At 69.5% G+C, this 14206-nt stretch carries 10 protein-coding genes; 4 read left to right on the top strand and 6 right to left on the bottom strand.

Annotation, left to right across the window (positions count from 1 at the left end; genetic code table 11):
• Positions 1-11: 11 nt before the first annotated feature.
• Genes NOV65_RS09240 through NOV65_RS09225 form a run of 4 tightly spaced genes read right to left on the bottom strand, consistent with a single transcriptional unit; the run spans position 12 to position 3514 of the window.
• On the bottom strand, positions 12-797 hold the full coding sequence (locus NOV65_RS09240) for an ABC transporter permease (RefSeq protein ID WP_257306137.1): 786 nt from the start codon (positions 795-797) through the stop codon (positions 12-14).
• Entirely contained in the window at positions 794-1714 is a 921-nt protein-coding gene (locus NOV65_RS09235; protein WP_257306135.1) for an ABC transporter ATP-binding protein, read from the bottom strand. The genes NOV65_RS09240 and NOV65_RS09235 overlap by 4 nt, the downstream gene beginning before the upstream one ends.
• Positions 1714-2574, bottom strand: a complete 861-nt coding sequence (locus tag NOV65_RS09230; protein ID WP_257306133.1) for a hypothetical protein — start codon at positions 2572-2574, stop codon at positions 1714-1716. The genes NOV65_RS09235 and NOV65_RS09230 overlap by 1 nt, the downstream gene beginning before the upstream one ends.
• Position 2575: 1 nt before the next feature.
• The gene (locus NOV65_RS09225) at positions 2576-3514 is read right to left on the bottom strand and encodes an ABC transporter ATP-binding protein (RefSeq protein WP_257306130.1); all 939 of its coding nucleotides are present in this window, start codon (positions 3512-3514) and stop codon (positions 2576-2578) included.
• Between the two features lie 123 nt (positions 3515-3637).
• Between NOV65_RS09225 and NOV65_RS09220 the strand changes: the two genes are divergently transcribed.
• The 4 genes from NOV65_RS09220 to NOV65_RS09205 all read left to right on the top strand — a co-directional run bounded on the left by NOV65_RS09220 (position 3638) and on the right by NOV65_RS09205 (position 10937).
• The gene (locus tag NOV65_RS09220) at positions 3638-4888 is read left to right on the top strand and encodes a 7TM diverse intracellular signaling domain-containing protein (protein WP_257306128.1); all 1251 of its coding nucleotides are present in this window, start codon (positions 3638-3640) and stop codon (positions 4886-4888) included.
• 122 nt (positions 4889-5010) lie between these two features.
• Positions 5011-8646 (top strand): DNA polymerase III subunit alpha, encoded by a 3636-nt coding sequence (gene dnaE, locus NOV65_RS09215; RefSeq protein WP_257306126.1) that lies wholly within the window; start codon positions 5011-5013, stop codon positions 8644-8646.
• 28 nt (positions 8647-8674) lie between these two features.
• Positions 8675-9394: a helix-turn-helix domain-containing protein gene (locus NOV65_RS09210; RefSeq protein WP_257306124.1), complete on the top strand. Its 720-nt coding sequence runs from the start codon at positions 8675-8677 to the stop codon at positions 9392-9394.
• Between the two features lie 40 nt (positions 9395-9434).
• Positions 9435-10937 carry a sigma-54-dependent transcriptional regulator gene (locus NOV65_RS09205; protein ID WP_257306122.1) on the top strand — a complete coding sequence of 501 codons (1503 nt, stop codon included), beginning with the start codon at positions 9435-9437 and terminating at the stop codon, positions 10935-10937.
• Between the two features lie 9 nt (positions 10938-10946).
• Here NOV65_RS09205 and NOV65_RS09200 read toward each other — a convergent pair whose 3' ends face one another.
• Positions 10947-12944, bottom strand: coding sequence for a tetratricopeptide repeat protein (locus NOV65_RS09200; RefSeq protein ID WP_257306120.1), 1998 nt, complete (start codon positions 12942-12944; stop codon positions 10947-10949).
• On the bottom strand, positions 12941-14128 hold the full coding sequence (locus NOV65_RS09195) for a transglutaminase-like domain-containing protein (protein WP_257306116.1): 1188 nt from the start codon (positions 14126-14128) through the stop codon (positions 12941-12943). The genes NOV65_RS09200 and NOV65_RS09195 overlap by 4 nt, the downstream gene beginning before the upstream one ends.
• Between the last annotated feature and the right edge of the window lie 78 nt (positions 14129-14206).

Raw genomic sequence — 14206 nt, 5'->3', positions numbered from 1 at the left:
AGGAGCGGCGGTCAGCCCTCCGCCTCGCTTCCCGCCAGCCCGATGGGCGTGCGATGGAGCTTCCAGCCGGCGAGGGCCCAGCAGAGGACGCCGAAGGCCAGGAGAGCCAGGAGGGCCAGGGCCGGGTGGGTTGTCACCTGTTCCTGGGCCAGCAGCTGGTTGGCCTGCACCTGGGCGGCACGGCTGCCGGCGAGGCTTTCGATGTGGTGGGTGAAGGTGAGGCGCTGGAGGAAGGGTGGGAAGATCCGCACCAGCGGTTCCCACAGGAAGAAGTACAGGGCGCCCCAGAGCGTGCCCCGCTTGAAGAAGAGGCCCAGCAGGGTCATGAAGGCCAGCTCGCCCCACCAGGCGCCCACGAGCGCGAGGATGCGGCCCGCCAGCAGGGTGGGATCACCGCCGACCATCTGGAGGCCGAGGGCCCCGAGGATGAGCCAGGCGGCACCCCAGACGAACCAGGGCAGGCCTTTGCCCAGAGGTAGGGCCCAGGCGGGCGCGGGCCGCGCCAGCAGCAGGGGCAGGGTGCGCTGCTCCAGGTCCTCGCGGATGCCCGCGGGGGCGGCCACCAGGGCCATGATGGGCAGCATCATCTTCACCAGCCCTTCGTGGAAGATGCGGAGGGCCTCGCCGGGGTTCGTATCGAGCCCCCGCATCCGGCTGATGGTGAAGATGAGGATGCTGAGGCCCACGGGCGCCATGACCAGGGCCGCCAGCACCCAGCCCCGGCCCTGCAGGACGCGGGGCGCGTAGCCGCGGGCCGTGGCGCGGATCGTCATCAAGGGAGAAGGGGCGGCGGTCATGCGTGGTCCCTCGTCAGGTACTGGAAGACCGCATCCAGGTTGAGATCCAGGGGATCGAGGGCGCGGAGCGGGATGCCGCCCTCGGCCGCGGCCTTCTGGAGGCGGGGCAGGATGTCCCGGGGCGAGCGCACCGAGATCACCACAGCATCCTCCTCCATGCGCAGGGCCGCCAGCTCCGGCTGCTCCACGGCCCAGCGGGCCAGGATCTGGGCCTCGCCCGTGAGGCGCAACTCGACAGGATGGCGGTCCAGCAGCTGGCGGATCTCGGTGACGGTGCCTTCGGCCAGCAGGCGCCCCCGGAACAGCAGCAGGATGCGGTCCGTGAGCTGGGCGATCTCGCCGAGGATATGGCTCGACACCAGGATGCGCGTGCCCTTGGCCGCGAGGTCGCGCAGCAGGGCCATGAGCGTGAGGCGGGCCTCGGGATCCAGACCATTGAACGGCTCGTCCAGGATGAGCAGCTCCGGCTCGTGCAGCAGGGCTTGGGCCAAGCGGATGCGCTGCCGCATGCCCTTGGACATGCGCGCGAAGGTGAGGTGGGCGCGGTCGCTCATGCCCACGGTGGCGAGGGCCCGGATCACGGCGGCTTTCAGGCCGTCGCCCGACAGGCCGGACAGCTCGCCCATCATGCGGAGCCAGCGGTCGGCCCGCAGGCCCGTGGGCAGGCGGTCGCCCTCGGGCACGAGGCCCAGGCGCGCCAGCACGGCGGGATTGCGGAAGGGAGCCGCGCCGAAGACCTTCACCTCGCCGCCGGAGGGCGGCAGCAGGCCCGAGAGCAGCTGCAGCAGGGAGGACTTGCCGGCGCCGTTGGGGCCCAGCAGGCCCGTGATGCCGCCGCCGTCCGGCAGTTCGAAGGTGGTGGGGCTGAGGCCGAGGATGGGGCCGTAGCGGAGGGAGGCGCGGTCCAGCGTAATCATCAGATCACCGCCTCGGAGGGCATGGTCCGCTTGGCGGCCACGAAGGTCCACAGGCCCAGGTGGAAGGCCGTGCCCAGCAGCGCGGGGGCCCAGCCCATCAGGGGGTGGTCCACGCCCAGGAAGAGCTGGGGCCAGGTCTCCGCGAGCAGGATGGGGTTGATGGCCTGCACCGTCGGGATCCCCGTCAGGCCATGGATCATGGAGGCGAGCGTGGCGGCGCCCAGCACCAGGCCCAGCACCCAGCCGATGCCGGCCCGGGGCGTGGCGGCCATGCTGGAGGCCCCCACGGCCAGGGAGCCCATCAGGGCCGAGCTGATGGCCATGGCGGGCAGCAGGCGCAGGGGCGCGGTCACCCACACGGGGCCGCTGGCGCCGGCGAGGATCAGGGACATCAACCAGGGCAGCAGGGCGAAGGGGAGCAGGATCGCGAACGGCAGGGCGGAGGCGAAGCCCAGCTTGGCGAGCAGGTAGTCCCTGGGCGCCACGGGGTGGGCGTACATCAAGGGGCGCACGCGGTAGAGCGTATCCCGGGCCACCAGGCCACCCCCGACCAGGGCCACCAGGAACCAGAGCAGGTAGCTGGCGGGGTTCAGCAGGTCCGCCTGGAAGTCCGCGCCCTGGGTGAGGATGGTCTTCGCGAACTCCTGCATGGGCTTGAAGGTCTGGTTGGTCTGCAGCAGGTGGTCCACGTAGATGCGGGCCACCTTCCAGAGCAGCAGCATGAGGAACGCGAAGCCGAAGAAGCGGCCGATCTTCTGGCGCCAGAGCCGGGCGAGGTCGAAGCGCGCGAGCACCAGGGCCGGTGGCTGGCCATGGGCCAGGTCCGGCGCGGGTGGGAGGGTGGGGGGGTAGATGGGCATGTCAGGCTCCCCCTCTGGCGGCGGTCGGAGCCCCGTGGAGGGCCCTCAGCAACACCTCGTCCAGGCGGTCGTGGCGCGGCGTGAGCTGCACCAGGGTGGCGCCCTTCGCCTCGGCCCAGCGGAAGGCGGCCACGGGGTCGGCCTCCGTCAGCTCCAGGTCATAGAGGCCGTTGCGGGCCTCCAGCACGGCCCCCAGTTCCGCCAGGGCGGCCTCCTGGACGGCGTCCAGTGGATCGAGGAAGCGCAGCTCCACGCGCCGGGCCAGGGCCTTGCGCAGGCCCGCCATGGAGCCCGCGGCCTTGATCTGGCCCTGGTCGAGGATCACCAGCTGGTCCGCCACCCGCTCCACGTCGCCCAGCAGGTGCGAGGCCAGGATGACGCCCGTGCCCAGCTCCGCGTGCACCCGCAGCACCAGATCCAGCATGCGGCGGCGGCCATCCGGATCGAGGCCGTTGGTCGGCTCGTCCAGGAAGATCAGCTCCGGGCTGTGCACCAGGGCCTGGGCCAGCTTCACGCGCTGGCGCATGCCCGTGGAATAGCCGCTGACGGGGCGATAGCGCGCCTCATCGAGGCCGACAAAATAGAGCACCTCGTGAGCCCGGTCCCGGGCCGATTCCGGCGCCAGGCCGCTCAGCTCGCCCCAGAAGGCCACCTGCTCGTAGGCCGAGGCATCTTCGATGAGGGCATCGTACTCGGGCATGTAGCCGATGCGGGAGCGGAGCTTCGCGGCCTCGGAGGCACCCAGGGGCACCCCCAGCACCGTGCCGCCGCCGCCGGACGGCTGCAAGAGGCCCAGCAGGGCCTTCAGCAGCGTGGACTTGCCGGCGCCGTTGGGGCCCAGCAGACCCACGATGCCGCGGTCCAGGGTCAGGGTCAGCCCCTTCAGGGCGGGCGCCGCCATGGCGGAGTAGCGCACTTCCAGGTTCTCGAAGGCGATCAACGGAGCCTCCAGATGACGGTCACGGCGTTCTCCAGGTTGTTGATTGCTACGAGCGGCGCGGGGAATGGATTAGGTGCCCACGGCCATCGCGGATGGATTGTTCAAGGAAAGCGACTTAGGCTGATGGCAACCATCCTCCCATCCCCCGGGGACTTCCGCATGCAACTCCTGGACTGGCCCTTCCTCGACGCGCTCCAGACCGGAGCGCTCGCAGCGCTGTTCGTCAGCTTCGGCACGGACGCCCTGTCCCGACGGGACCGCATGATGGGCTGGATGGCCCTGACCTGCCTGCTGGTGGGCTTCCGGCACGGGGTGCTGGCCGCCGGAACCCAGCCCAACTGGAACCCCGACCTGGTGGACCGCACCCAGAGCCTGCTGGTGGCCTTCGGGTTCATCTCCCTCTGCATGGCCCTCATCGAGCTGTTCCCGCAGCACATTCCCCGTCGTTTCCCGGCCTGGATCGCCCTGGGCATGATTCCCAACTTCATCCGGAACCTCCTCCTGCCGCACCCGAGCCTGGCGGAGGTCTGGACCCACCACCTCTACAACCTCACCTACCTCGTGGGGTGCGGCTTCATCATCTACTGGTCCCTCCGGGCGCGGCAGGACGGCGATCCCATGGGGCGCAGACTCTTCCTCGGCTTCCTCGGCCTGACCATCCCCGTGGTGGTGGAGATCGCGGCCCAGAGCCTGTTCGGCATGAAGATCCGACTCTCCGGCTTCAGCCTCGTGATCCTCGCCATGGCCATCGGCACCTCCTGGCAGTGGCTCGTGGTCCGGACCATGGAAGGCCGCATCCACCGGGCGGAAACCGAGGTGGAGGTCTGGCGCAGCCTCGTTCCCGGCAATGCCTTCCGCACAGACCGGCCGTCGGCGTTGATGGAGGGCCTCTTCGGAAGTGGCTGGGCCAACCGGGTGCGCGAGAACCCCGAGGCACCCCTGGTAGCCCTGGATGGCGCCTCGTATCGCTTGCGGACCCGCCTCCTGCATCACCACGAGCGCCTGGGGTGGTACGAGCGGGAGGAGGATACCCAACCTGGCGCCCGGGGCTTCCTGGCCGGATGGACCGTGGCCCTGGGCATGGATGATCCCGTGGCCAGCGCCCGCATCCAGGAGTGGCTCCGGAGCTGGGGAGCCGACGTGCAGCTCTGGGGCACGGTCCCCCCCCGGGAAGGGCCCTATCCCAGCGTCCTCATCTGGGCCCGGGAACCCAGCATCCTGGCGGTCTGGCGGGAGGATGACCTGCTGCGCCGCCGGCCCCGCTGGGTGCAGCTGGGCGGCCCCATCACCGCCGGACCCCATGCCCGCCTGGATCTGGGCCTGGACGCCACCAGCCTGAGGGACCTGCTCCGGGAGCTGCTCTCCCGTCATTAGCTCCCGATACCGGCCCCGAGGCCACGGCCAGGCATGCCGCCGAGTCGGCCGCCGGGCCCACCGCCGGGTGTTGATCCCCGGGCACTTGCCCGGGACCACGGGATCCAGCGGAGAATGGGGACATGAGCTTCGCCCATCTCCACCTGCACACCGAGCACTCGCTTCTCGACGGACTCACGCGCATTCCCGATCTCGTGAAGAAGTGCCGGACCTCGGGCATGCCCGCCGTGGCCGTCACGGACCACGGGAACATGTTCGGGATGATGAAGCTCTTCGACGCCTGCGAGAAGACGAAGGATGCCGAAGGCAACTGGGCCGTGAAGCCCATCCTGGGCTGCGAGGTCTATGTGGCCCCCAAGACCCGCTTCGACCGGAAGCTCGAGGCGAAGAACCTCACAGGTGAGGAGGGCCTGGAGGACTGCGTGGATCCCAGCGGCTCTCGGGATGCCGGCTACCACCTGGTGCTGCTGGCCAAGAACCCCGTGGGCTTCGCCAACCTGTCCAAGCTGGTGTCCGCGGGCTTCACCGAGGGCTTCTACTACAAGCCGCGCATCGACAAGGATCTGCTCCGCCAGCACAGTGAAGGGCTCATCGGGCTGTCGGCCTGCCTCGGCGGCGAGGTGCAGGCCCGCATCCTCCAGAATCGCCTGGACCAGGCCGAGCGCGTGGCCCGCGATTTCCGCGACATCTTCGGCGAGGATTTCTACCTGGAGATCCAGGACCAGGGCTTCGACAAGGAGAAGGAGATCATCCCTTCCCAGATGGAGCTGGCCGCGAAGCTGGGCATCCCCCTGGTGGCCACCAACGACGCCCACTACCTCAACCACGAGGACGCCGACCTGCACGACACCCTGCTGTGCATCGGCACCAAGACCACCAAGGCCAAGGAGAAGCGCATGCGTTTCTCCACCGACCAGTTCTTCGTGAAGACGCCCGAGGAGATGCGTGCCGTCTTCCCGGACCACCCGGAATACCTGGAGCGCACCCTGGAGATTGCCGCCAAAGTGGACCTGTTCCCCATCACGCGGAAGCCCGTCACGCCCCGCTTCCCCGTGCCCGAGGGCTACGACCTGGAATCCTATTTCATGCACGTGGCGAAGGAGACCTTCGAGCAGCGCATCGCGGAATGCCGCCCGCTGTGGCAGGCGGGAACGCTGAAACACCCGGAGGCCAAGTATCGCGAGCGCCTGGCTTTCGAGCTGGACATGATCCTCAAGATGGGATTCCCGGGCTACTTCCTGCTGGTCTGGGACTTCATCCGCAAGGCGCGCGAGATGGGCGTGCCCGTGGGTCCCGGCCGTGGTTCGGCCGCCGGCAGCATCGTGGCGTGGTCCATGATGATCACGGACATCGATCCGATGCAGTACGACCTGCTGTTCGAGCGCTTCCTCAACCCCGAGCGCGTGTCCATGCCCGACGTGGACATCGACTTCTGCCGCGACGGCCGCCAGAAGGTCATCGACTACGTCACTGAGAAGTACGGCCAGGACAAGGTCAGCAGCATCGTCACCATCAACCAGCTCAAGACCAAGGCCGTCATCAAGGATGTGGCCCGGGTCTTCGAGAAGGATTTCGCCTTCGCCAACAACCTCACCAAGCTGGTGCCCCAGGAGCCCGGCAAGCCCATCACCGTGGGCGAGGCCCTCGAGAAGAGCGACAAGCTGCGCGAGCTCTACGAGACCGATCCCGAGGTGAAGAACATCCTCGACATCTCCGCCCGGCTGGAGGGCTTGGCCCGCAACACCGGGGTCCACGCGGCGGGGGTCATCATCGCGCCGGACGAGCTGACCCGCTTCGCGCCGCTGTCCATGGACAAGGACAAGAAGGTGATGGTGCAGTACACCATGGTCGAGGCCGAGCGCGCCGGCCTGCTGAAGATGGACTTCCTGGGCCTGGAAACGCTCACCCAGATCGCCAAGACCCAGGAAGTCATCGCCCGGCGCCATGGCCAGCCCAAGGACATGACCACCATCCGCGCCTTCGACGATCGGAAGACCTTCGAGCTCTTCGCGGCCGGTGATACGGACGGCGTCTTCCAGTTCGAGTCCGGCGGCATGAAGCAGCTGCTCCGCCAGCTGGGGCCCGACCGCTTCGACGACCTCATCGCGCTCAACGCGCTCTTCCGCCCGGGTCCGCTGGGCGCAGGAATGGGGACGACCTACGTGGAGCGGCGCCACGGCCGCGAGCCCGTGACCTACCTCTTCCCCGACCTGGAGCCCATCCTGGCGCCCACCTACGGCGTGATCCTCTACCAGGAGCAGGTGATGCAGATCGCCAGCCTCGTCGCCGGGTACTCCCTGGGCGAGGCGGACATGCTGCGCCGCGCCATGGGGAAGAAGGACAAGGCCAAAATGGCCAAGGAGAAGGACAAGTTCATCGAGCAGGGCGCCAAGCGAGGCTATGACAAGGCCAAGGTCTCCGAGATGTTCGATCTCATCGAGTACTTCGCGGGCTACGGCTTCAACAAGAGCCACAGCGCCGCCTACGCCATGGTCGCCTACGAGACCGCCTACCTGAAGGCCAACTACCCCGTGGAGTTCATGGCCGGCCTGCTCTCCACCAAGTCGGGCCGCACGGATGATGTGGCCAAGTACGTGCAGAACTGCCGTGAGCGCGGCATCGAGGTGCTGGGGCCCGACATCAACGAATCGGCGCTCGATTTCACCGCCACGTCCGACCGGCAGATCCGCTTCGGCTTCGCCGCGGTCAAGGGGCTGGGTGAGGCGGCCCTGCAGGCCATTCTCGAGGCCCGCCAATCGGAGGGTGGCTTCAAGGACCTGTTCCATGCGCTGAAGAGCACCGACCTCCAGAAGGCCAATCGCAAGGTCTGGGAATCGCTCATCAAGGCCGGGGCCTTCGACAGCCTGGAGCCCAACCGGGCCGCGCTGCTCCAGGGCCTGCCGGATGCCGTGTCGGCGGCCTCCCGCGGGGGCGGCGACGCGGGGATGACCAGCCTCTTCGATGATGCGGAACTGGCCAGCCTGAGCGACGACTGGCGCGTGCCCGAGAACGTCGAGCCCTGGGACCGCAAGACCCGCCTGGCCGCCGAACGCGAAGTGCTGGGCCTCTTCGTCAGCGGCCATCCCCTGGAGGAATTCGTCGACGCCATCCAGGTGCACACGCACGGCACCCTGGCCAAGATCCTGGAGGACGTGGCCTCCGGCCGCCTGCGGGACCGTAACGAAGTCACGCTGGGGGCCATGGTGAGCACCGTGGCCTTCAAGACCAACCAGAAGGGCGAACCCTGGGCCATCCTCCAGGTGGAGGACATGGCGGGCAAGATGGAAGTCCTCCTCATGGCCAGCAAGTGGGATCCCCTCACCAAGAAGTCGACGCTCCGTCCCTTCGAGCGCTACCGGCACCTGGCCGTGCCCGAGGCCATGCTGCGCATCACCGGCGAGCTGCGGGTGGAGACGCTCCAGGCCAACGGGAACGGCAACGGCAACAGCGATGCCGAGGAGGAGGAGGAACAGACGGTGGTGAAGGTCTTCGCCACACTGCTCGAGCCCCTGGAATCCTTCCAGGGCCAAGGCTTCACGGGCGCCCTGGTGCGGCTGCCCGTGGGCGAATGCCCGCCCCGCCTGGAAGCTCTCCTCAAGGACCACCGGGGCGACCTGCCCGTGACCTTCGAGTACCGTTCGAAGGAGGGCCTGCTGGCCCGCGTGCGGGCCGGCCGCGACCTGCGCTTGAAGCACGATCCCGACCTGGCGGAAAAGCTCGCCAGGGAAGCCGGCTGCACCCTTTCCTGGACCTATTGACGCCCGGCTGACCGGGCGCGGAGCCACCTTGATCCCCCTTTCCCTCCTCCCTGGCTTCGGCCGCTGGGGCGTCCATCTGGAGGCCCTGCTGGCCCGGCCTGAGGCTTTGTGGATCCACGGCCCGGCGGGATCAGGCGTGTCCACCCTGGCGGCGGAATTCGCCCGGCGCCGGGGGGGAGCCTGGGTCGAGGCCGACGGGGCGGAGGCAGGGGCTGCCTGGATCGCCACCCATCCGGGCGGCGTGGTGGCCGCCCGCGATCCCATGCCCGCCGCCTTGGCCTGCCTGGAGTTGCGCCTCCCCTCACTGGATGAGGATCCCGCCACCCTCCCTGACCTCCTGGCCGCGCTGGCGGAGGAGGAAGGCGTGCCTGGGCCCCTGCCTCCGGCTCTGGCGACCCTGCCCTGCTCCGGCAACCTGCGGGAATTGCGGAATCGCCTGCTGCGCTGGAAGCTGCTGGGCCAGTTGCCGGGGCCAGAGCCGGCGGGTCCGCCCCGTTTCGAGGCCGAGGATCTGGCCACGAACCTCCATGATCTGGAGCGGTTCCTCCTTCACCGGGCCCTGCGCCGGGCCTATGGCAATCGGGTGGAGGCCGCCACCCGGCTGGGCGTGAGCCGCCGCCAGGTCTACCTGCTCATCCGGCGCCACGGCGATCCGGTCCGGGGCGAATCTGCCTCCGGGGACATGCCCCAGCGACTCAGAAAGCGCAGATCGGCACAAAACTCCAGTCTGGAGCCCGGAACCCGATAACGGGTGTGCGGTCGGTTGGCCGCTAGACGGATGTCCAGCCATGGCGACTCCCCTTCGGGTACTGGTGGTGAACGATGATCCCGGAATCCGGGATGGCCTGGCCTCGAGCCTGAAACGGTCGGGTTCCTCCGTGGAGCAGGCCCGAAGCGGCGAAGAGGCCCTGCGGATGGTGCGCCCGGGCGGCTACGACGCCGTGGTGGCGGACTTCCACGCACCGGGCATGGGCGGCCCGCAACTCACGGCCCGCCTCATGGCCGTGGATCCTGCCCTGCCCGTCCTGCTCATCACCACCCCCGGCGATGACCAACCCACCCGCGAAGGCACGCGCCTGGGCGCCTTCGATCTGCTCGCCCGGCCGTTCAGCCCCGAGGAACTCAACTCCGCCCTGCTGAAAGCCCTGAAGCCCGAGGGACACCTGCGGGCCGGGGAACCCACCGAAGCGCCCCTGACCCTCACCCAGGATCCAGCCCTGGGCGAAACCCTGGCTCTGGCCCGCCGCGCTACGGACAGCCGCGCCACCATCCTCATCCAGGGGGAACGCGGCACCGGCAAGGAGCAGCTGGCCCGACTCATCCATGGCTCCAGCCCGCGCGGCAATGGCCCCTTCGTGACCATCAATTGCGCGGCCCTCCCTGAGGACCTGCTGGAAGCCGAACTGTTCGGCCACGAGAAGGGCGCCTTCCCAGGCTCGGCCATGAAGCCCGGCGGGTTCGAACAGGCCGGCGGTGGCACCCTGGTGCTCGACGCCGTGGAGGCCCTGCCTCTGGGCCTCCAGGACAGGCTGCTGCGGATCCTCCAGGAGCGCACGGTGGAGCGCCTCGGCGGCACCCGCGCCATTCCTGTGGACGTGCGCCTCATCTCCCTCACCAGCCGCGACCTTCTGGTCGAGGTGAAGGCGGGCCGCTTTGCCGAGGACCTCTACTACCGCCTGAACGTGATCCCCCTGAACCTGCCGCCCCTGCGCGACCGGCTGGGCGACCTGGCCCTGCTGGCCTCGCACTTCGCCGAGCGCTATGCCCGGGAGAACGATCGCGCCGTGCCCGAGCTGATGCCCAGCTTCTTCACCGCCCTGGCCCGCCATCCCTGGTCCGGCAACCTCCGCGAACTGGAGAACGTCATCCAGCGCTGCGTGGTGCTGAGCCAGGACCACCGCCTCAGCCAGCAGGATCTCCGCTGGCTCCTGCCCCTCGAGGCCTTCGAGGGCCTGCCCGGGGACTCACTCGAGCCGGGATCCCCCGCCTCCGTCTCGCAGGCCCCGCCGCGGCCTGACGGGGCGTCGACCCTCGGCTCCGTGGTGGCCGATCCCCACAAACCCCTGGTGGGTCAGCCCCTGGGCACCCCCGTGATGCTGCCTCTGGGCCTGAGCCTGCCGGAGCTGGAGCGCTTCTGGCTGCTCTCCACCCTCAGCGCCCTCCGGGGCAACCGCACGCACTGCGCGGTGCAGCTCGACATCGCCCTCCGCACCGTGCGCAACAAGATCAACGAGTACAAGGCCGATGGCTACGCCATTCCGGCCAGCCAGCGGGGCCGCGACGAAGACTGAACCCTGGGCCTACTTCAGGTCCTCGCCATATCGGCTGGCCTTGAGGATCCCTTCGAAGTCGCTCGAGGTCAGGAGGTCGCGGACCGCCTGCTTCCTGTCCTTCGCCCGGTTGTAGTAGGCCTGGGCGATGCGGAACCCCATGAAGTAGCCGAGATCGGCGGGGCGGCCATCGCGCCGGCTGCTGCCGTAGAGCCATCTCGAGGCGTCCTCTCCTCCCATCTCCGCCCGGAACTGCTTCCACAGCTCGGCCTCGTGGGCGTAGCCGTAGTCGTAGGTGGCCTGGTTGAAGTTCCCCTCGGCGATGAGCGAGGCGAGGAAATCGGCGGAACCCTCGTGGAAGGCCTTCCCGAGAAGGGTGCGCGCTTCGTGCCTCTGCTGGAAGTGGATCAGTTCGTGGGCGATGATGCTGGGCAAGTCGGTGTGGGCGTGGATGACCGAACGATGCCAGCCGTCCAGCTCTTCCAGAGGCACACCCGGCCCGCCCCCGAACAGGTCGACACCAATCAGCAAACCGTTGGAGGACGAAGTCCCGCCCGAATCCAGGGCCCCCACGACGAAGGTGACGTCGGGGAACATCGCGTCAGCGTAGAGCGCCTTGAAGGCCCGGAAGGAGCGCCGCGCGGCGGCCTCCACCCCGGCGGCCTTCAACGTGTTCTCGCGGATGGCGGCGAAGTAGCGCGGGTGCTGCTGGATGACGTCGAGAAGGTTGGCGGCGCTCCGGATGCGATTCGGGATGAAGTCCTGTAACCCGGCGCTGCCCTGGTCGAGATACTCCCGCCGCAGGAGGCCCGCGGAATCCGATGAGGCCGGGAGCTGCGCGTAGGCCTTCCAGAAGAGGCCCACATCGGTGGCGATGAACCGCGCGCCGTCTGGATCCGAGTGGACGGCCTGGAAGCGCCGCGCGTTGGCCTCCGCCGCGGCCACCACCCCGGGCCAGCGCGGATCGGCATGGAGCGTGGCCAAGTCCACATCCTCACGGAGGGCGGCGGCCTCGTGGAAGCCCTGGTCCAGGGCCTTCCGGAGCAGGCCGAAGGCGGTGTCCGGGTGTCCGGCCAGGGCCTGGGCGCAGGCCCCCTGGTAGGGGTGCCGGGGGCCCTTCAGCCCCGCCGCGAGGGCCCGGTCGTAGAGGTCGGCTGCGCGGGCGGGCTCCTTGGCGAGGAGGGCCCGGTGCCCCTGCTGCGCGAGCTCCGCCGCGGAGGGGGCCTGCAGGGCCTGGACTTGGGTCCGCAGGGCCGCGTAGGCCCCGGCGAGGGCCGCCAGGGTATCGGCCTGCTCCTGGAGGTCCTCCGTTCCCCGGAAGGCGGCGGAGGCGTGGGGCTCCAGGGCCCGGACGGCCTTCTCCCAGACGGGCCAGGCCGGCAGGGTGCGGATGCGCCCGCCCTCCATGGCCCCGAAGGCCCGGAGGAGGTAGGCCTCGCTGCGGGGCTCCGACAGCCCGCCCGGCTGGACGGCCTCCACGAAGACCGGGGCGATCATGTCGGCCACCGCCGCGGGCCGGGCCCCGAAGCCCAGCCTGGCCCTGGCCCAGGCCTCGCCACCCACCACGCCCAGCGAGGAATCCGCCGGGAACCAGGTTCCGCTGGCGGGATCGCGAACCTCCAGCCAGCGGTGGTCGTTGTGCTGGTACCCGAAGACGCTGAAGCCCTTCCCGCCCTCCGCTACCTTGGCCCGGGCCGAGGCTTGGCGGCGCTCCGACGGCGCCTGGAGGTTGATCTCGTGCACCCAGCGGGCCTCGAAGCCCCCGGCCTTGAGCAGGTCCAGCAGCACCCGCGCGTGGTCCGCACAGTTGCCCCTGCCCCGGGCCAGGATCTCGTCTACGGTCCGCGTGCGGTAGTCCGTGGCCACCCAGGCCATGCGCCGGTGGAGGTGGTCCACCAGGGCCCCCACCCGGGCCTCCGTCGTCCCCGGCCTCGCCAGCACGGCCAGGGCCTCGGAACGGGACAGGCCAGGCTCCGCCTGGGCGGCCAGGACCGCGGGCAGGAGCAGCAGGAGGCCGGGATACTTCATGGCCGGGCCCAGAAGGCGGCGGGATCATGCATGATGACGCCCCCGGCCGCATCGCGGGCGGGCCGCGGCGGGAAGCTGAGGCCATCCAGCGTCACGTAGCGGCGCTCCGGCCGGGACTCGTAGCCGAAGGCGCTCTCCACCGGGCAGGTGATCCGCACCAGATTCTTGGCCATGTAGGCCTTGTAGGTGGCCGGGTTCTCGGGGCGCCCATTCCAGTTGGCGCCCTTGGCCAACTCCAGGGGCCCGCCGGAGATGAGGCGCTCGCGCACCTCGGCAATGGAGAGAGGGTGCCCCTGGCCGTCCGTGAACCAGGCCTCCATGGTGGGATCCATGTAGAGCCATTTCCCCAGATCGTTCGACCACACGGTGGTGATCACGTGGCAATCCGGGTCCTTCTCATCCAGGGGCTGGCAGGTGACCTGGCGGGACTTGAAGCCCAGGGAGAGGTAGACCTCGTTCAGGATGGTGGCCATCATGCGGCAGTTGATCCCCCGCTTCTCCGCGCGGCAGACCTCCAGCAGGTGCAGGGCGTTCATGGGCTCGGGGTTCTTCGAGCTGCCGTCGTGGCGCACCTGGGCGTGGACCCAGCGCATGAGGTTCACGATCCGCTCGAACTCGGGGCCGGTCCCGGCGGCCTCATCCAGCCGGCAGGCCTTCCGCAGGGCCACCAGATCCGGCGCGTCTGCCGCCTGGTAGGCGAAGGTCGGGGCCGCCGCGGTGGCTGAGGCCGGGGCGGGTCCGTAGTCCTTGAAGCGCTGGAGGATGCCCACGAAGTCCCCCCGGTGGCGGACGATCCCCTCCAGCCAGAGGAAGCCCGGTTCCTTCCGGAGGGGATCCAGATCCGGATCCGCACTGAAGGTGGTCCAGTCCTTCAGGCCCTCGCCCACCGCCGTGCCCAGGTAGGCCAGGGCCTCGCCGCGACGACCCAGGAGCGAGGCCGCGCAGGCCATGTTGTAGTGCACGCCCGCCCGGGTCTCGGCGGCAAGCTGGCCGAACGTCGCGGACTGGTCCCAGGCGGTCAGGATCGCCAGGGCCTCTTCGAACTTGCGCCCCTTCCAGAGCTCCTGGATGCGGGCGTTCTCGGCCTGGAGCTCCTGCGGCGGCGTGGACGCCTGGGCCCGCAGGCGCGCGGTGAGGTAGAAGGCGAGGACGAGGCACAGCGAAGTCAGCTGAAGTCGGCGCATGGGTTCCTCCCGGTCATGGGATCGATGAGCGGAATACGGAGGGGAGCGGCCATGGATTAGGAGGGGACCTTGCATCGC

The organism is Geothrix campi (assembly GCF_024609265.1).
Taxonomy (GTDB): Bacteria; Acidobacteriota; Holophagae; order Holophagales; family Holophagaceae; genus Geothrix; species Geothrix campi.
This window is presented reverse-complemented; position numbering and strand designations above follow the sequence as displayed.